Annotated in this window: 16 protein-coding genes; 9 read left to right on the top strand and 7 right to left on the bottom strand. The window is 68.5% G+C overall.

Going from position 1 to position 17874, the window contains the following annotated elements; translation table 11 throughout:
* The first annotated feature begins 20 nt into the window (after window positions 1-20).
* The 4 genes from ACJ4V0_RS05275 to rpmF all read left to right on the top strand — a co-directional run bounded on the left by ACJ4V0_RS05275 (window position 21) and on the right by rpmF (window position 3934).
* Entirely contained in the window at window positions 21-467 is a 447-nt protein-coding gene (locus tag ACJ4V0_RS05275; RefSeq protein WP_448298517.1) for a GNAT family N-acetyltransferase, read from the top strand.
* Window positions 464-2353 (top strand): cobaltochelatase subunit CobT, encoded by a 1890-nt coding sequence (gene cobT / locus ACJ4V0_RS05280; RefSeq protein WP_448298518.1) that lies wholly within the window; start codon window positions 464-466, stop codon window positions 2351-2353. Before ACJ4V0_RS05275 ends, cobT begins: the two co-directional genes overlap by 4 nt.
* Complete coding sequence (locus tag ACJ4V0_RS05285) at window positions 2353-3384, top strand: esterase-like activity of phytase family protein (protein WP_448298519.1); 1032 nt, start codon at window positions 2353-2355, stop codon at window positions 3382-3384. Before cobT ends, ACJ4V0_RS05285 begins: the two co-directional genes overlap by 1 nt.
* Window positions 3385-3742: 358 nt before the next feature.
* Window positions 3743-3934 (top strand): 50S ribosomal protein L32, encoded by a 192-nt coding sequence (rpmF, locus tag ACJ4V0_RS05290; RefSeq protein WP_106750512.1) that lies wholly within the window; start codon window positions 3743-3745, stop codon window positions 3932-3934.
* 74 nt (window positions 3935-4008) lie between these two features.
* Here rpmF and ACJ4V0_RS05295 read toward each other — a convergent pair whose 3' ends face one another.
* Window positions 4009-4443, bottom strand: coding sequence for a GlcG/HbpS family heme-binding protein (locus ACJ4V0_RS05295; protein ID WP_448298520.1), 435 nt, complete (start codon window positions 4441-4443; stop codon window positions 4009-4011).
* A gap of 194 nt (window positions 4444-4637) precedes the next feature.
* On the opposite strand from ACJ4V0_RS05295, the gene ggt reads away from it, so the two are divergent.
* A complete protein-coding gene (gene ggt / locus ACJ4V0_RS05300; protein WP_448298521.1) occupies window positions 4638-6227 on the top strand; it encodes a gamma-glutamyltransferase in 1590 nt (529 codons plus the stop codon).
* A 15-nt stretch (window positions 6228-6242) separates the two neighbouring features.
* Here ggt and ACJ4V0_RS05305 read toward each other — a convergent pair whose 3' ends face one another.
* Window positions 6243-6584: a hypothetical protein gene (locus tag ACJ4V0_RS05305; protein WP_448298522.1), complete on the bottom strand. Its 342-nt coding sequence runs from the start codon at window positions 6582-6584 to the stop codon at window positions 6243-6245.
* Window positions 6585-6813: 229 nt separating this feature from the next.
* Here ACJ4V0_RS05305 and ACJ4V0_RS05310 point away from each other — a divergent pair, with 229 nt between their 5' ends.
* Window positions 6814-8562 (top strand): EAL domain-containing protein, encoded by a 1749-nt coding sequence (locus ACJ4V0_RS05310; RefSeq protein ID WP_448298523.1) that lies wholly within the window; start codon window positions 6814-6816, stop codon window positions 8560-8562.
* A gap of 33 nt (window positions 8563-8595) precedes the next feature.
* On the opposite strand, the gene phaR is transcribed toward ACJ4V0_RS05310, so the two are convergent.
* Complete coding sequence (gene phaR / locus ACJ4V0_RS05315; protein ID WP_448298524.1) at window positions 8596-9201, bottom strand: polyhydroxyalkanoate synthesis repressor PhaR; 606 nt, start codon at window positions 9199-9201, stop codon at window positions 8596-8598.
* A 233-nt stretch (window positions 9202-9434) separates the two neighbouring features.
* Between phaR and ACJ4V0_RS05320 the strand changes: the two genes are divergently transcribed.
* Both ACJ4V0_RS05320 and ACJ4V0_RS05325 read left to right on the top strand, forming a co-directional pair.
* Window positions 9435-10610, top strand: coding sequence for an acetyl-CoA C-acetyltransferase (locus ACJ4V0_RS05320; protein ID WP_448298525.1), 1176 nt, complete (start codon window positions 9435-9437; stop codon window positions 10608-10610).
* Between the two features lie 160 nt (window positions 10611-10770).
* Entirely contained in the window at window positions 10771-11493 is a 723-nt protein-coding gene (locus ACJ4V0_RS05325) for a beta-ketoacyl-ACP reductase (RefSeq protein WP_448298526.1), read from the top strand.
* 70 nt (window positions 11494-11563) lie between these two features.
* Here the strand turns inward: ACJ4V0_RS05325 and ACJ4V0_RS05330 are convergent, their stop codons facing one another.
* The 4 genes from ACJ4V0_RS05330 to ACJ4V0_RS05345 form a co-directional block, all read right to left on the bottom strand.
* Window positions 11564-11731 carry a Flp family type IVb pilin gene (locus ACJ4V0_RS05330; RefSeq protein WP_448298932.1) on the bottom strand — a complete coding sequence of 56 codons (168 nt, stop codon included), beginning with the start codon at window positions 11729-11731 and terminating at the stop codon, window positions 11564-11566.
* Between the two features lie 35 nt (window positions 11732-11766).
* The gene (locus ACJ4V0_RS05335) at window positions 11767-12186 is read right to left on the bottom strand and encodes a (deoxy)nucleoside triphosphate pyrophosphohydrolase (protein WP_448298527.1); all 420 of its coding nucleotides are present in this window, start codon (window positions 12184-12186) and stop codon (window positions 11767-11769) included.
* Window positions 12187-12265: 79 nt separating this feature from the next.
* Window positions 12266-13516: a bifunctional glutamate N-acetyltransferase/amino-acid acetyltransferase ArgJ gene (argJ, locus tag ACJ4V0_RS05340; RefSeq protein ID WP_448298528.1), complete on the bottom strand. Its 1251-nt coding sequence runs from the start codon at window positions 13514-13516 to the stop codon at window positions 12266-12268.
* Between the two features lie 99 nt (window positions 13517-13615).
* Window positions 13616-16480, bottom strand: a complete 2865-nt coding sequence (locus tag ACJ4V0_RS05345; RefSeq protein WP_448298529.1) for a bifunctional diguanylate cyclase/phosphodiesterase — start codon at window positions 16478-16480, stop codon at window positions 13616-13618.
* A gap of 153 nt (window positions 16481-16633) precedes the next feature.
* Between ACJ4V0_RS05345 and ACJ4V0_RS05350 the strand changes: the two genes are divergently transcribed.
* Window positions 16634-17869, top strand: coding sequence for an ABC transporter permease (locus ACJ4V0_RS05350; protein WP_448298530.1), 1236 nt, complete (start codon window positions 16634-16636; stop codon window positions 17867-17869).
* Window positions 17870-17874 lie beyond the last annotated feature (5 nt).

Consider the following 17874-nt stretch of genomic DNA (forward strand, 5'->3'; position numbering starts at 1 on the left):
GGACCGGCAGGGGAGACGCCATGGCCGGCCGGACGAAACATCCGAAGGCCGGCCTCGTCGTCGCCGAGGACAGTCGCGTCGCCGAGACCGCGCGAGCCGTCGTGAAGGGCCTCATCGCCTACAACACGGCGAAGGCGGGGCCGACGAAGTGGAAGCGCTTCGCCGTCTCGGTGCGCGACGATGCGGGCGTCATCAAGGGCGGCGTCGTCGGCTATACGATGTGGAACTGGTGCTTCATCGAGCTCGTATGGCTCGATGAAGCCCTGCGCGGCTCGGGTCTCGGCACCGAACTCATGGCCCGCGCCGAGGCGGTGGCGGCGAGGCGTGGCGCACGCCATGTCTATCTCGACACCTTCTCGTTCCAGGGCGACGGCTTCTACCAGAAGCTGGGATATGAGAATTTCGGCGAACTCGGCGACTTTCCGCCCGGGCATCGCCGCATCTGGCTGAAAAAGGATCTTTCGTGAGCTCCAATTCCAAGGCCAAGCCGAATTCCAAGGAGAGCCCGACCGAGCCGTTCAAGCGCTCCGTCGCCTCCTGCATGCGCGCCATCGCCCGCCGCGACCTGGAAGTCACCTATGCCGCCGACAAGCCTGGCCTCGTCGGCGACAAGGCGCGCCTGCCCGAGCCGCCGCGCAAGCTGAACGCCAAGGACGCTGCGATCGTGCGCGGCCATGGCGACGCCATGGCGCTCAAGCTCGCCGTTCACAATCCCAAGATGCACCGCTCCATGGCGCCGGAGGGCCAGCAGGCCCGCTCGGTCTTCGAGGCGGTGGAGAACGCCCGCATCGAAGCCATCGGCTCCAACCGCATGACCGGCGTCGCGCAGAACCTCACCGCGCGGCTCGAAGACCACTACCACCGCATGGGCAAGTACGAGGACATCACCGACAAGGCCGATGCGCCGCTGGAGGATGCCCTCGCCCTCATGGTGCGCGAGAGGCTGACCGGCCAGAAGGCGCCGCCGCAGGCCGCCAAGATCGTCGATCTCTGGCGCGAGACGATCGAGACCAAGGCGGGCAAGAACCTCGAGGCGCTCGTGGGCCTGGAGAACAACCAGCGCGCCTTCGGCAAGGCGGTGCGCGACCTCCTCACCTCGCTCGACATGGGCGACGAGCAGGGCCGCTCCGACGAGGACAACGACGACAATTCCGACACCCAGGAGCAGGAGACGCCGGAATCGGGCGAGAGCCCGGACAGCCAGGACGAGGAATCCTCCGACGGCATGCAGATGGAGGATGCCGAGGAGATGGCCGACGAGTCGCCGGACGGCGCCCAGGAGGCCTCCGACGCCGAGACCGCCGAGCTGCCGGACGAGAACGACCTCGGCGACGCCGAGGACGCCAGCGAGCCGTGGCGGCCGAAGAGCCAGGGCGCCGAGAACCGGGGTCCCGACTACAAGCCCTTCACGCCGAAGTTCGACGAGATCATCGACGCGCCGGACCTGTGCGACGCCGAGGAACTCGACCGGCTGCGCGCCTATCTCGACAAGCAGTTGTCCAATCTCGGGCCGGTCGTCTCGCGCCTCGCCAACCGCCTGCAGCGCCGCCTGATGGCGCAGCAGAACCGGTCGTGGAACTTCGACCTTGAGGAAGGCATCCTCGATCCCGCCCGCCTGCCGCGCGTCATCATGGACCCGATGGCGGCGCTGTCGTTCAAGCAGGAGAGCGACACCAAGTTCCGCGACACGGTGGTGACGCTGCTGCTCGACAATTCCGGCTCCATGCGCGGCCGTCCGATCACGGTGGCGGCGACCTGCGCCGACATCCTCGCCCGCACGCTTGAACGCTGCGGCGTCAAGGTGGAGATCCTCGGCTTCACCACCCGCGCCTCGAAGGGTGGCCAGTCCCGCGAGTTCTGGCTGCAGAACGGCAAGCCGGCCAATCCCGGGCGCCTCAACGACCTGCGCCACATCATCTATAAGGCGGCGGATGCCCCCTGGCGTCGGGCGCGCAAGAACCTCGGCCTGATGATGCGCGAGGGCCTGCTGAAAGAGAACATCGACGGCGAGGCGCTCGACTGGGCGCACAAGCGCCTGCTCGGCCGCTCCGAGCAGCGCAAGATCCTGATGATGATCTCGGACGGCGCGCCGGTCGACGATTCCACCCTGTCGGTGAACCCCGGCAACTACCTGGAGCGTCACCTGCGCTGGATCATCGAGGACATCGAAACCCGCTCGCCGGTGGAGCTCATCGCCATCGGCATCGGCCACGACGTGACCCGCTACTATCGCCGCGCCGTGACCATCGTCGACGCCGAGGAATTGGGCGGCGCCATGACCGAGAAGCTCGCCGAGCTTTTCGACGAGCACGCCGCCGAAGGCAACGCCGCGCCGCGCCGCCGGGTCGCCTGATGGCGCGCCTCACGCGGCGGCAAGCTCTCGGGCTCGTCGGCGGCGGGCTCATGCTGCCCGCCACCGTCACGGCTGCCTCTGCGCGCGGGCCCGTACCGCGCGCACCCGTCGATATCGAAATCCGCTCGTTCCCGATCAACGCCTTCACGCCGCGCGAGGCGGAGAAGACGCAGTTCGGCGCCTTCGAATACCGCGGCGGCCTCGAACTGCAATCCGACTATCGCGGCTTCGGCGGACTGTCGTCCCTGCGCATGGATGCGACGGGACAGCGGCTTACCGCCATCTCCGACCAGGGCCAGTGGTTGACGGCGAAGATCGACATGGAGGGCCAGCGCCTCTCGGGCCTCTCCCAGGCGCGCATGGCGGCTGTTCTCGGGCCCGGCGGCCGCCCGCTCGCCCAGACCGGCAACTGGGACACCGAGGCCCTCTGGATCGAGGGCGGCACCGCCTGGATCGGGGTCGAGCGCACCCACCGCATCTTCCGCTTCGACACCTTCGGCCGCGAGGGCCTGCTGGCGCGCGGCAATCCGACACCGGTTCCCATGGGGTCCGACCGGATGCCGTCCAACCGCGGCATCGAGGCGCTGGGCCTGTTGCCGCGACCCTCGCCGCTCGCCGGCACGCTGCTCGCCATTTCCGAGCGGGCGCTGAACCCGGCCGGCGACATTCGCGGCTTCCTCATCGGCCAGGGTCCGGCGCGCGAGATCTTCGTCAAGCGCACCAACGACTTCGACGTCACCGACCTCGCCTTTCTGCCCGGCGGGGACGTGCTGCTGCTGGAGCGCTGGTTCTCCGCCTGGCGCGGCGTCGCCTTCCGCATCCGTCGCATCGATCTGGCGACGATCCGCGCCGGAGCGACGCTCGACGGGCCGATCATCCTGTCCGCCGACATGTCGTCGCAGATCGACAACATGGAGGGCATCGCGGTGCACCGGAACGGCGAGGGCGAGACGATCGTCACCATCGTCTCGGACAACAACTTCTCCTTCCTGCAGCGCACCCTCATGCTGCAGTTCGCCTATCGCGGGTAAGGGCTGCACTGCGGCAGTGCGTCCTTCGAGGCTCGCCTCCGGTCGATGCTGACGCATCGCCTGCAGCTCGCGCCTCAGGATGCGGAGCGTTGAGATTGGCATCGGGATCGATGGAAGCGCGGCCGTCCCGCTTCTTCAGCCGAGGTGCCATTCACACACCTCCTCATCCTGAGGTGCGAGACCGGGACGGCCGAGCCTCGAAGGACGCACTTTCCGATTTGCATCCCGTCACGCATGATTCACAAAAGCCGACCCAGCCTCTGGCATGGCCCGGCAAAAGCGTGTATAGGCCCGCGTCTCACGATTTCATCGATCGCCCGGGGGGCTTCCTCCTGCGGCCCCGCCAGAAGAGAGTTCCATGGCCGTTCCGAGAAGAAAGACGTCGCCCTCGCGTCGCGGCATGCGCCGCTCGCACGATGCCCTCGTTGCCCCGACCTATGTCGAGGACAAGGACTCGGGCAACCTGCGTCGCCCGCACCATGTCGACCTGAAGACCGGCATGTATCGCGGCAAGCAGATCCTGAAGCCGAAGACGACGACCAACGACTGATCGTCGGGCCATTTCCCCTTGCAAAAAAGCCGGTCTCGCGACCGGCTTTTTCTGTTTCGGAGGCCGTCTTGCCGTCAGGCGCCCGGGTCGGCCTTGAGGCCCGCCGCCGCGATGCCGGCGAGCGCGCAGACCTCGTCATTGTCCGAGGTGTCGCCCGACACGCCGACAGCCCCGAGCAGGGCCCCGGCCTCGTTGCGGATGAGCACGCCGCCGGGGACAGGGGTCAGGCGATCCCGGCTCAGCCCGCCGAGGGCGCCCATGAAATGCGGGCGCTCCTTGGCCATGCGCTCCAGCGTGCGACCGCCGACGCCGACAGCGACGCAGCCGAAGGCCTTGCCGTGGGCGATGTCGGCGCGCAGCAGGGCATTGCCGTCCTCCACCAGCGTCAGCCGCACCGCGCCCCGGGCGTCGACGATGACGATGCCAAGGGGCTTCATGCCCTTCTCGCGCCCGGTGGCGAGCGCCGTATCGGCGATGGTGCGGCAGGCGTCGAGTGTCAGCGCGGTCATGGGAGCCCTCTGGGTGTTGCGGTTTCCGGTGCCGCATCCTAGGCACAGCCGTGCGCGATGTGCAGGGTCCGCCTTCACGGGCGGACGTGGCTGTCCCCAGTTCCTTTGTGTTAGAAGCGGGACAAATGCGCAGCCAGGGCGCAGGACGTGAACCGGGTCCGCGCCAGACCGGACCCCGGGGAAGGATATTTGCCGTGACCTACCAGATGCGTGACTTCCACAATCCCGGACGCTCGCCCGCCTATGCCACGGAGGCGATGGCGGCCACGTCCCATCCGCTGGCGACGGCCGCTGCCATCGACATCCTCAAGGCTGGCGGCACCGCCGCCGATGCGGCCATCGCCGCCGTCGGTGTCATGGCGGTCGTCGAGCCGCACATGACCGGAATCGGCGGCGACTGCTTCACGCTGATCTCGAAGCCGGGCCAGCCGATCTGGGGCTATAACGGTTCGGGCCGCGCCGCCAAGGCCGCGACCGCAGAGAAGCTGCGGGCGGAGGGCCTGACCTCGGTCCCGCCGGATTCCGTTCATGCCATCACCGTTCCCGGCGCCATCGAGGCCTGGGAGACGATCCTGAAGACGCATGGCCGCTTCGACCTCGGCCGGGTGCTGCAGCACGCCATCCGCTATGCCAAGCATGGCTGGCCGGTGACGCCGCGCGTCGCCTTCGACTGGCCGACCGATGCCGCGGCGCTGGCCAAGGACGCCGGCGCATCGCGCCACTACCTGCTCGACGGGCGCGCGCCCACCGCCGGCGAGCGCATGACCAGCGCGGCGCTGGGCGCCACGCTGGAGGAGATCGCCGCCAAGGGTGCGAAGGGCTTTTACGAGGGCCGCGTCGCCGAGGACATCGTCAGGACGGTGCAGGCCAAGGGCGGGCTCCTGACGCTCGAGGATCTCGCTTCCCACCGCGGCACGGTGGAGGCGCCGGTGATCGGCGACTACAAGGGCACCGGCGTCGCGGAACTGCCGCCCAACGGGCAGGGCATCACGGCGCTGATCATCCTCAACATCCTCGAGCAGTTCGATATCAAGAGTCTCGATCCGACCTCGCCCGAGCGCCTGCATCTCGGCATCGAGGCGGCGCGCCTCGCCTATTCGCTGCGCGACAGCCACATCGCCGATCCCGCGCACATGAAGGTGACGGTCGAGCAGCTCGTCTCGAAGGATTTCGCGAAGGTCCTCGCCGGCATGATCGATCCGGGCAAGCGCACGCCCCGCCTCATCCCGCCGCCGCCCGGCACGAACACGATCTATTGCTCGATCGTCGACCGCGACCGCATGGCCGTGTCCTTCATCAACTCGATCTTCCACCATTTCGGCTCGAAGATCTGCACGCCGGAGACCGGCATCCTGCTGCAGAACCGCGGCTCCAGCTTCAACCTCAACGACGACCACCCGAACTGCATCGGCCCCGGCAAGCGGCCGATGCACACCATCATCCCGGCGATGATGCTGGAGAAGGGCGAGGTCACCTGCTCGTTCGGCGTCATGGGCGGCAGCTACCAGTCCTCCGGCCACGCCCACGTCGTCTGCAACACGGTCGACTACGGCATGGACCCCCAGGCGGCGATCGATTCGCCGCGGGCCTTCTTCGAGGGCGAGAAGACGACGGTGGAGCCGACCTGGCCGGCGGCGACCATCGAGAAGGTCCGCGCCATGGGCCACGACGTCGATGTCACGGTGAAGCCGATCGGCGGCGGGCAGATGATCCGCATCGAGAAGTCGGGCTTCCTCGTCGGCGGCTCCGACGCGCGCAAGGACGGCATGGCGCTCGGCTACTGAGCGGCCACCCGGCCGTCAGATGTCGCGGTGGACCAGCGAACCGCTGGCCGTCGGACGGGAATCCGGGTCGGCGTCGTGATAGCGCGCATCGACCTCTTCACGGTCGGCGCGGCGACGGCGCGGCGTGGCCGCGATGTTGAAGCGATTGGCGAGAAGCTGCGCCACGAACGCCGCCGCAGGCCGGTTGCGCGTCCAGCGGTCCTCCGGGGAATGCTCCTGGCGGACCGGGACGGGCAGGGCGCCCAGCGTGTCACGAAACGAGGCTGTCTCGGAGCGCCGCGATCCCGCGAACCGCTCGTCGTTGCGGCGACGCCAGCGAAGCGGCTGGCTCGAACCTGCTGCCTTGACCGTCGTCATGTCCAGCTCCCGGCTTTCGGACCGGCTCACGCCGGTCGGCAGGATGACAAGAGCAACACCTGTGCCGCCTGCGGTGTTCCAGTTCGGAACACTGGCGGCATCAGGCCAGTCGCCTGACGTTACGCGAGTGACGCTACGGAATTCCTTCCGAACCCCGTTGATTTCGATACATTTCGTTCATTGTTTTCCGGCCTATTGATGGGAACGACCTCAAGCAGGCAGAAGCACTGTGGAGCGCCCCCACACCCTGATCGCAGAAGGCGGTCATGACCTGGACACGCATGCCAATCCTGCGGCCACCAGCGACATCCTGTCGTCGGTCGGCACAGCGACCTATGAATGGGCGATCCCCTCCGACAGGCTGAGCTGGAGCGAAAACGCTGGCAGCGTCCTCGGGGTTGATCCCCGCGGCCTCGCCTCCGGACGGGCCTATGCCCAGATCATGGCGCCTGAGTCCCCCGCCGGCCGCTTCGAGGCCGTGGTGAACTCTCCTCACGTCGACCGCGGCGAGGGCGTCGCCTACTGCATCGAATATGCCGTGCGCGCCGAGGGCGGCGCCGTCCACTGGGTCGAGGATTCGGGCCGCTGGTTCGCCTCCTCCGACGGCCGGCCGCTGCGCGCCCATGGCGCCGTCCGGGTCATCACGGAAAGCTACGAGATGCGCCGCCGCCTCATCGAGGCGAGCGAGATCGATCCGCTGACGGGCCAGCTCTCGCGCCATCGCTTCTGCGAGGTGCTGGAGGACGCGCTCGACGATGCGCGCAAGGTGCGCGGCTCCATCGGCCTCCTGATCGCCGCCGTCGACAATCTGGCCCATGTCAACGAGGCCTATGGCTTCGACATCGCCGACCAGATCATCGCCGGCGCCGGCCGGCGCATCCGCTCGCGCCTGCGCGGCGGCGACCTGCTCGGCCGGCTGTCGGGCAACAAGTTCGGCCTGCTGATGCGCAACTGCCAGCCGGAGGAGATGGAGGTCGCCGCGGAGCGCATCCTCAACGCGGTGCGCGAGGACATCTTCCTGACGCGCGCAGGCCCCGTCGCCGTCAGCGTGACACTCGGCGGCGTCATCGCCCCGCGACACGCCGACACGCTCGCCGCCATGATGGGGCGGGCGCAGGAGGCGCTCGACGGCATCAAGGTGCGCCGGCGCGGCGCCTTCCAGATCTACGCCCCGAGCCTGGAGCGCGAACGGGCGCGGCAGGAGAACCTGAAGATCACCGACGAGATCGTCTCGGCGCTCAACGACCGGCGGATCAGCCTCGCCTTCCAGCCGATCGTCACCACCGGGCCCGACAGGCACACCGCCTACTACGAATGCCTGCTGCGTATCCGCCGCCCCGATGGCTCGCTGCTGCCGGCGGCCGCCATCGTGCCGCTGGCCGAGAAGCTCGGCCTCGTGCGCCTCGTCGATGCGCGCGTGCTGGAACTGACCATGGCTGAGTTGATCTCAGCCCCGGACCTCAAGCTCTCGGTCAACGTCTCGCCCGCGACGACGATGGACATGTCATGGCTGAGGGCGCTGGAAGCCTATCATCGGACGCATCCCGGCGCGGTCGAGAGGCTGATGGTCGAGATCACCGAGACATCAGCCATTGCCGATGTCGAGGACACCCGGCGCTTCGTCGCCCGGGTTCAGAACCTCGGCTGCCTGGTGGCGATCGACGATTTCGGCGCCGGACACACCTCGTTCCGCAACCTGCGCAAACTCGGGGTCGACTGCGTCAAGATCGATGGGGCCTATGTGGCGACCTTCCACGGCAGCGAGGACGACCGGCATTTCGTCCAGACGCTGCTCAGCCTCGCCCGCCACATGAAGCTGACGACCATCGCCGAGTGGGTCCCCAACGAAGACGTCGCGGCACGGCTCGCCGAACTGGGTTGTGACTATCTGCAGGGCGACCATACGGGACCGGCCTGCGAAGCGCGCCCGTGGCGGGACGCGGCGCAGGCGGACGACCCGCTCGCGCGGATCGCCTGACGAGCGGGGCCGGGAGGCGGCCCCGCCGCGCCGTCACTTGCGCGACAGGCTCTCGATCTTCTTCTGCATGGCGGCGAGCTGGTTCTTCAACTCGTCGAGATCGCCGGCCGCAGGCGCTGGCGCCGGAGTCGCGGTGGATTCGGCTGCCTGCGCCTTGCCCTCGGCCACCGCCTCGGCGTCCTCGCGCCTGGCGAAGGGCGAGAACATCGTGAAGGCCTTCTCGAACAGGTCCATGTTGCGCCGGATATGCTGCTCGAACGGCGCCACCAGCGGATTGACGCCGACGGCGGTGGAGAGCTGCTGGCGCAGGCGGTCCTGCTCCTTCGACAGTGTATCGATGGAGAGCTCCAGGTAGCGGGGAACGAGGAGCTGCATGCTGTCGCCGTAGAAGCGGATCAGTTGGCGCAGGAACGACACCGGCAGCAGGTTCTGCCCGTCCTTGTTCTCCTGCTCGAAGATGATCTGCGTCAGCACCGAGCGGGTGATGTCGTCGCCCGACTTGGCGTCGTAGACGAGGAAGTCGTCGCCCGCCTTCACCATGCTGGCCAGGTCCTCGAGGGTCACATAGGTCGAGGTCCCGGTATTGTAGAGACGCCGGTTCGCGTACTTCTTGATGGTCACCGGATCATTCTTCGCCATCGTTCCCCCTGGACATACTCGCTGGCGTCTCTCCCCAGGGACGCCATGATACCGTCACGATAGGGGGTTTTGGCAGGCGCTGCCACGGTTTTGTGCACCGCCGCTGCCGCCACCCCGCCGAACGCATCGCGCATTGGCAATTGGGCGCGGTTGACAGGCGCCGGCTGCCGCAGACAAGGTCAGATCGAGGGTCGCCGCCGCACTCGGCAGGCGCCACGCACCAGGAGGTTTCCATGTCCGAGGACGTTGTCATCGTCGGCGCCGCCCGCACGGCCGTCGGCTCGTTCAACGGGGCGCTGTCGTCCCTTCCCGCCCACGAGCTCGGCGCGGTGGCGATCAAGGCCGCGCTCGATCGCGCCGGGGTGAAGCCCGAGGAGGTGGACGAGGTCGTGTTCGGCCAGATCCTCACCGCCGGCGTCGGTCAGAACGCCGCCCGCCAGGCCGCGATGAAGGCCGGCATCCCCGCCGAGAAGACCGCCTGGGCGCTCAACCAGCTCTGCGGTTCGGGCCTGCGCACGGTCGCCGTCGGCATGCAGCAGATCGCCAACGGCGACGCCAGGATCATCGTGGCCGGCGGCCAGGAGAGCATGAGCCAGGCCCAGCATGTCGCGCATCTGCGCAACGGTACGAAGATGGGCTCGCTTGAGATGGTCGACACCATGCTGAAGGACGGCCTGATCGACGCCTTCCACGGCTATCACATGGGCATCACCGCCGAGAACGTCGCCGAGAAGTGGCAGATCACCAAGGAGGAGCAGGACCAGTTCGCCGTCGCCTCCCAGAACAAGGCCGAGACGGCCCGCAACGGCGGCAAGTTCAAGGACGAGATCGTCCCGGTGACCATCAGCACGCGCAAGGGCGACATCGTGGTCGACACCGACGAGTACATTCGTGACGGTGCCAATATCGAGGCGATGGGCAAGCTGAAGCCGGCCTTCAAGAAGGACGGCACGGTGACCGCCGGCAACGCCTCGGGCATCAATGACGGTGCCGCTGCCATCGTCCTGATGACGCGCTCGGAAGCCGAGAAGCGCGGCCTGAAGCCGCTCGCCACGATCAGGTCGTGGGCGACCGCGGGCGTTGACCCGGCGGTCATGGGCACCGGCCCCATCCCGGCCTCGCGCAAGGCGCTGGAAAAGGCCGGCTGGACCGTGAAGGACCTCGATCTCGTCGAGGCCAACGAGGCCTTCGCCGCGCAGGCCATCGCCGTGAACAAGGACATGGGCTGGGACACCACGAAGGTGAACGTCAATGGCGGCGCCATCGCCATCGGCCACCCGATCGGCGCCTCCGGTGCCCGTGTCCTGGTCACCCTGCTGCACGAGATGCAGAAGCGCGATGCCAAGAAGGGCCTCGCCACGCTGTGCATCGGCGGCGGCATGGGCGTTGCCATGTGCGTGGAGCGCTGAGCGCGTCCACGGACGGGCACCTTCGTCCTGACTTACGCCGGAGACGGGTCCGCCTCCGGTGCCTGCTTCATCCCCCGATGAAGATACATGCAACCTGGCACACCAGATGCCGGGAGCGATGGACCGTCATTCCAAGGGAACCACCAGAGGGAGTTCATACATGGCACGAGTCGCACTGGTCACCGGAGGGTCGCGCGGCATCGGCGCCGCCATCTCCAAGGCGCTGAAAGCCGCCGGCTACACGGTGGCCGCCAACTACGCCGGCAACGACGAGGCCGCCGCGGCCTTCAAGGCGGAAACCGGCATTCCGGTGTTCAAGTGGTCGGTCGCCGACTACGAGGCCTGTGCCGCCGGCATCGCCAAGGTGGAGGCCGAACTCGGCCCCGTCGACGTGCTGGTCAACAATGCCGGCATCACGCGCGACGCCATGTTCCACCGGATGACGCCCGCCCAGTGGAAGGAGGTCATCGACACCAACCTGTCCGGTGTCTTCAACATGACGCATCCGCTGTGGACCGGCATGCGTGACCGCAAGTTCGGCCGCGTCATCACCATTTCCTCGATCAACGGCCAGAAGGGCCAGATGGGCCAGGCGAACTATTCCGCCGCCAAGGCCGGCGATCTCGGCTTCACCAAGGCCCTGGCGCAGGAAGGCGCGAAGGCCGGCATCACGGTCAATGCCATCTGCCCCGGCTACATCGCGACCGACATGGTCATGGCCGTGCCGGAGAAGGTGCGTGAATCGATCATCGCCCAGATCCCGGTCGGCCGGCTCGGCGAGGTCGACGAGATCGCCCGCGCCGTGCTGTTCCTCGCATCCGACGAGGGCGGCTTCATCACGGGCTCGACGCTGGCCATCAATGGCGGCCAGTACATGATCTGAGCTGATCCGACGTCACACCGACGCGCGCCGCGGGCCGTGCCGCGGCGCGACGGGACGACGCGGGAGCGGGCTACTGCCAGGCGCCGGAGATCTTGGCGTAAAGGGTGCTGTCGACGGTGCTGCCGAGGGAATAGACGGCGAGGATCACAGCTCCGGCGATTCCCGCGGCAACGACCGAATATTCGATCGCGGTCGCGCCTGCCCGGTCCGCGGCAAAGCGGGTCGCCAGGGACGTCATCCTGCGAAAGCTGCGAGCCATCCTGGCCTCTCCTGTCAGTCGCGCGCCTCGCCGAGCAACTCGGTGAGGAAGGGTATCAGGGGTTCGTCCGCAGCCGGCATCGGGTAATCCCGCAGCCGGCCCGGCTTGACCCAGGCGAGTTTCTGACCCTCGAGACCCTGGACGTTGCCCTGCCAGCGCCGGCAGACCCACAGCGGCATGAACAGCTGGAAGGTCTCGTAGGCGTGGCTGGCGAAGGTCAGGGGCGCGAGACAGGGTTCATCGACGCGGATACCGAGCTCCTCGCGAAGCTCGCGGATCAGCGTCTCCTCCGGCCTCTCGCCCGGCTCGACCTTGCCGCCGGGAAACTCCCAAAGACCTGCGAGAGGCTTGCCTGCCGGCCGTTCCGCCAGGAGGATCCGGTTGTCCGGATCGACCAGAGCGCAGGCGGCCACGAAGACGAGCCTCAGGGTCATGGCAGATCCCCTTCTAGCCGACAGAAGTTAACGTTTGCGGTGCGCGATCCCGGAGCGGTGGCGGAATCGGACACTCCGCTCACGACCGATAGTCGCCGTTGATGGCGACATAGTCCTTGGTCAGGTCGCAGGTCATGACCCGCGCCGTGCCGCGCCCGAGGCCGAGGTCCGCTGTCACGGTGATCACGTCCTCCTTCATCACCGCGCTGGCGGCCGCCTCGTCATAGGCCGGGTCGCGCTCGCCCTCGTGGGCGACACGGATGTCGCCGAAGGAGATCGACAGCCGGTCGCGCTCCGCCGGCTCCCCCGCCTTGCCGACGGCCATCACCACGCGGCCCCAGTTGGCGTCCTCGCCGGCAATCGCCGTCTTCACCAGCGGCGAGTCGGCGATCGACTTGGCGACACGGAAGGCCGAGGCGTTGGACACCGCGCCCTTGACCACGACATGCACCAGCTTGCGGGCGCCCTCGCCGTCACGCGCCACCTGCTCGGCGAGATCGGCGAGAACCGCCTGGAGCGCCTTGCGGAAGCCGGCGAGGCGACGGTCCGTGACGCTGGCGATGCGCGGCGCACCGCGCCTCTCGGCAGCCCCTGTGGCGAACAGCATCAGCGTGTCCGAGGTCGACGTGTCGCTGTCCACCGTCACGGTGTTGAAGGTGGTCTTGACGCCCCTGGACAGCAGCGCCTGCAAGGCCGGCGCGTCGATCGGCGCATCGGTGAAGACAAAGGAGAGCATGGTCGCCATGTCGGGCGCGATCATGCCGGCGCCCTTGGCCATGCCGTTGACGGTCACCGTGACGCCGCCGAGCGTAGCCGTCGCGGTCGCCACCTTCGGGAAGGTGTCGGTGGTCATGATGGCTTTGGCGGCATCGAGCCAGCCATCCGCCTTGCCGGCGGCGAAGGTCGCATCGAGCACGGCGTCATACTTGGTCGCATCCAGCGGCTCGCCGATGACGCCGGTGGAGGCGAGAAAGACCTCCGACTGCTTGCAGCCGGCGGCCTTGGCGGCGATCTTCGCGGTCAGCGCCACGGCCTCGCGGCCCTTCTTGCCGGTGAAGGCGTTGGCATTGCCCGAATTGACAACCAGCGCCCGCGCCTGACCGCCGGGGAGATTGTCCCGGCACCAGTCGACCGGCGCCGAGGGGCACTTGGAGCGCGTGAACACGCCGGCCACCGTGGTTCCCTTCGCGAGGCCGACGGCCAGCACGTCGGTGCGTCCCTTGTAGCGGATGCCCGCCTCGGCGGTCGCCAGCGTCACGCCGTCGAGCGGCGGCAGGACGGGCACCGTCTTCGGCGCGAGCGGGGAGACGGGGGGCACGAACTTGGCCATGGCGATCCTCGGGCTTGCCGCGACAGGGCGGTTTTCCCTGCCCTTAGCCCAAGCGCCGCGCGACGGGAAGCCGGTCGCCGCGCATGGATCGCCCGCAGGTCACGCGCGATCGCGCGCCGTCCGCCGCGCGGCCTCGCTCCCGACGGTCACCACCGTGCCGGATGGCTCGCCCTGCCGCCATGAGGGCGAGGCCTGAAAGGCCGCGAAAAGGGCGGCGATGTCCTCGGCGGGGCCGGGCCGGCCGAAGAGATATCCCTGCGCCTCGGTACACCCCTCGCTGCGCAGGAAGGCAAGCTGCGCCTCCGTTTCCACCCCCTCAGCGGTGCTGACGATGCCGAGACTGTCGCAGAGCCCCGTGACCGCGCGGACGATGGCGCTGCTCTCGCGCGTCGCCGACAGATCCTGGACGAAGGAGCGGTCGATCTTGACCTTGTCAAAGGGAAAGGTGCGCAGATAGCCGAGCGATGAATAGCCCGTGCCGAAGTCGTCCATGGCCAGCGCACAGCCGATCATCTTCAACCGCAGCAGGGCGCTGGTGGCGCCCTCGACATCGGCCATGAGCGTGCTTTCGGTGATCTCGAGTTCCAGCCGCGATGCCGGCAGGCCCGCATGTCTCAGCGCCGCCTCGACGATATCGGGGAACTGGCGGTCGGCGAGTTGCTTCGGCGAGACATTGACGGCGACCCTGGTCCCCTGCGGCCAGCCGGCCGCTTGTGCGCAGGCCTGCTCCAGGACCCATCGGCCGAGGGGGCCGATGAGCCCGGTCTCCTCCGCCACGGGAATGAACTCGTTCGGGGGAACGAGACCGCGCTCCGGATGACGCCAGCGCACCAGCGCCTCGAAGCCGGCGATGGCGCCGCTCGCGACGGTGACCACCGGTTGGTAGAAGAGCACGAACTGTTCCTCCGCCAGGGCCCTTTGCAGGTCGCGTTCGAGCCGGTGCCGCTGGTGCATGCGCGCATTCATCGCCGGCTCGAAGAAGCAGAAGCGGCCCTGGCCGTCCTCCTTGGCGCGATGAAGCGCCATGTCGGCGTTCTTGAGGACGGCGTCCGCGCCCTCGCCGTCGGCGAGTGCAATGCCGACGCTGGCGCCGACGATGACGCTCTGGCCCCTGATATCGTAGGGTGCGCCGAGGGCATCGATGACCTGGCCCGCAAGGGTCGAGGCGGCCGCCGGCTGCGTCTGGCTCCTCTGGATGATGCCGAACTCGTCGCCGCCGAGCCGCGCCAGCACGTCGCCGTCCTGGAGGCAGGCCCGCAGACGCTCGCTGACCGCCACGAGCAGCGCGTCGCCGACGCTATGGCCGAGCGTGTCGTTGACCACCTTGAACCGGTCGATGTCGATGCAAAGGACGGCGCAACCGGCCGGTTCTCCTGCCTGACCGACCGCGTCCAGCAGCTTCTCCTGGAAGAGAGCACGGTTGGCGAGCCCCGTCAGGGCATCGTGGTGGGCCATGTGGGCGGCGCGCGCCTGCGCCTCGCGCCGGGCGTCGACGTCCTCGATGACGCCGATCCATTCCTCGCCCGTCCCGTCCTCGCTTTCCACCTTCGAGCCGCGCGAGCGGACCCAGTGCCAGATGCCGTCGGAACGGCGCACGCGATACTCGATGTCGTAGTGGTCGCGGCTTTGCTGCGCCTCCCGCCAGGCTGCGCGCACCACCGGGGCATCGTCCGGATGCAGGTTGTCGTACCAGGAGGCGTCGAAGGCCACCCACGAGGCATCGAAGGCGGCAGACTTGCCGGTCAGCAGATCCCAACCCGTGGCGGTGACGACGCCCGCAGGATCGCGGCGCCAGAAGACGAGGGCGCCTGTGCTCGCGAGCACGCGGTAGCGCCTCTCGCTGCGCGCCAGCCGGGCGGCGGCCTCGGCCTCCGCCTCCGCCCGCCGTCTCAACGCGGCTTCCGACTGACAGAGGCTCACCCGCAGGGCTTCGAACTCGGCGATGTGGGAGGGCTCGACCTCGGTGGTCGGCGCGGTCCCGGCCGCCGTCGCGATCTGCCTGGCACGGTGCGCCAGCGCCACGACGGGGGTGAGGATGGTGCGGCCGACCCAGATGGCCACGAGCAGCCCCAGAACGACGGCGACCAGGGCGCCGGTCACGAGGCCGATGAAGGGTCCGCGCGCGCGTGCGCGGAAGGCGTCGCGCGGCTCCGCCACCGCCAGGACCCAGCCCGGCGTGCCCCGCAGAACCTGGAAGGCCAGCACGATGGGGTTCCCCTCCGAGGTCACCGCATCGATCACGCCGCTCTCCCGCCCCAAAGCCTTGAGCTTGTCCCAGTTGGGAGCGGGCCGGCCGATGAACCGCGCAGCGTCGCGCGTGCGAGCGACGATCAGCCCCTGCCCATCCGTCACCGCGACGAGAAGATCGCCGGCATCCGGCCGGCGCCCCTGAAGCACCTGCACCAGCCGGTCCGGCGGCACCACCAGCGCCGCAAAGCGCGACCCTTCGTCGGACAGCGCGATGTGCATCACCATGGCGATACGGGGCTGGTTGGTTCCCGGATCGATGAAGAGATTGGAGACGGCGACCCTCCGGGTCTGCATGGCGCGCCGGATCGTCTCGAACGGCACACCGTGATGCGACAGGCCAGGGCCGTCCGGAATCGTTTCGTTCGGCGCAAAGACCTCTTCCACGAGACGCCCGCCGATCTGCCGTTCGGCCGCCGCCGACCAGGGGTCGACCGCGCCCGGGACCGATCCGGCATGCGGCACCTGGGCGAGAAGGCCGAGAAGGGTCGCGCCGCCTTCCAGCTCGCTCTCGGCGGCACGCATGAGGGTGCGGGCCGTCTCCATCAGCCGGGTCGAGGTCTCCGCCTCAAAGGCGCGCCGGGCCTGCATCACCGCGACGGCCGCGGCCACGATCATCGGCAGCAGCGCGACGAGAAGCAGCGCGGCGAGATAGGATCGCAGGCCTCGACGCGCCGGTCGCGCAGCGGGCTCGCTGGGCGCCGTCAATCCATCCATGTCTCGCCCATGATCTGCCTTTCGGGTCCCCATAGGTAATGGGGCACTCTAAAGAAATCGGAAATCACCGGCGCTCGCTGTGCATTTTCCTGCCTCCGGAATCATGACGAGCATTTCATGTGGCAAACGATTCCATGATGATAAACTAGTCCAATGAGCCTGATGGAAGCCATCCGCGAAGCCCTGTCGGCCCTGCGCGCGCACAAGCTGCGCTCGGCGCTGACCATGCTCGGCATGGTGATCGGCGTTGCGGCCGTCATCGCCATGGTGGCGATCGGCGGCGGCGCCCGCGACCGCGTGCTCGCCCAGGTGAAATCGCTCGGCGCCAACCTGTTCATCGTGCTGCCCGGCAACGTGACCCAGGGCGGCGTCAGGCTCGGGCTCGGCGCCTCCTCCTCGCTAACGGAGGACGACGCCCGCGCCATCGAGACGGAGATCGCCTCCGTCCAGGTGACGGCGCCCAACAGCCGCACCCGCACGCAGGTGGTGGCCGGCGGCAACAACTGGTTCACGGAAGTCGTCGGCGTCGATCTCGGCTGGTTCGAGGCGCGCGAATGGACCATCGCCTCCGGCCGCCTGTTCGAGCCGGAAGAGACGGCGCGCGGCGGCCAGGTCGTCATCCTCGGCCAGACCGTGGCGCGCAACCTCTTCGGCGAAGGCGTCGACCCCATCGGCGAGACTGTCCGCATCCGCGCGGTGCCTTTCACCGTCATCGCCGTGATGGAGGCCAAGGGCCAGTCCATGATGGGGCAGGACCAGGACGACACGACCTTCGTGCCGCTTCCCACCATCCGCCAGCGCCTCGTCGGCGTGAACCGCGCCAATGCCCGCTCCGTCGGCGTCATCCACGTCAAGATCCGCGAGGGCGAGAGCATGGCGCAGGCCGAGGACGACATGCGCCAGCTGCTGCGCCAGCGTCACCGGCTGCAGCCGGGGCAGGAGGACGACTTTCAGATCCGCAACCTGACCGAGATCGCCAATACCGCCGCCGGGGCGGCGACGACGCTGTCGCTGCTGCTCGCGGCGGTGGCCGCCATCTCGCTGGCGGTGGGTGGCATCGGCATCATGAACATCATGCTGGTCAGCGTGACGGAACGCACCCGCGAGATCGGCCTGAGGCTCGCCGTCGGCGCGCGGCGGCGCGACGTGATGCGGCAGTTTCTCATCGAGGCGACGTCGCTCGCCGCGATCGGCGGCATCATCGGCATCATGGTGGGGCTGGGTGCGGCGCTGGCCGTCTCCGCGCGATTCGGCTGGCCGCTGCTGGTCGAGCCGCAATCGATCATCGGCGCGGTGCTGTTCTCCGGCCTCGTCGGCGTCTTCTTCGGCTGGTACCCGGCCAAGCGCGCCAGCCTGCTCGACCCGATCACGGCGCTGAGGACGGTGTGACGGCC

This window comes from Phreatobacter aquiterrae (assembly GCF_053471285.1).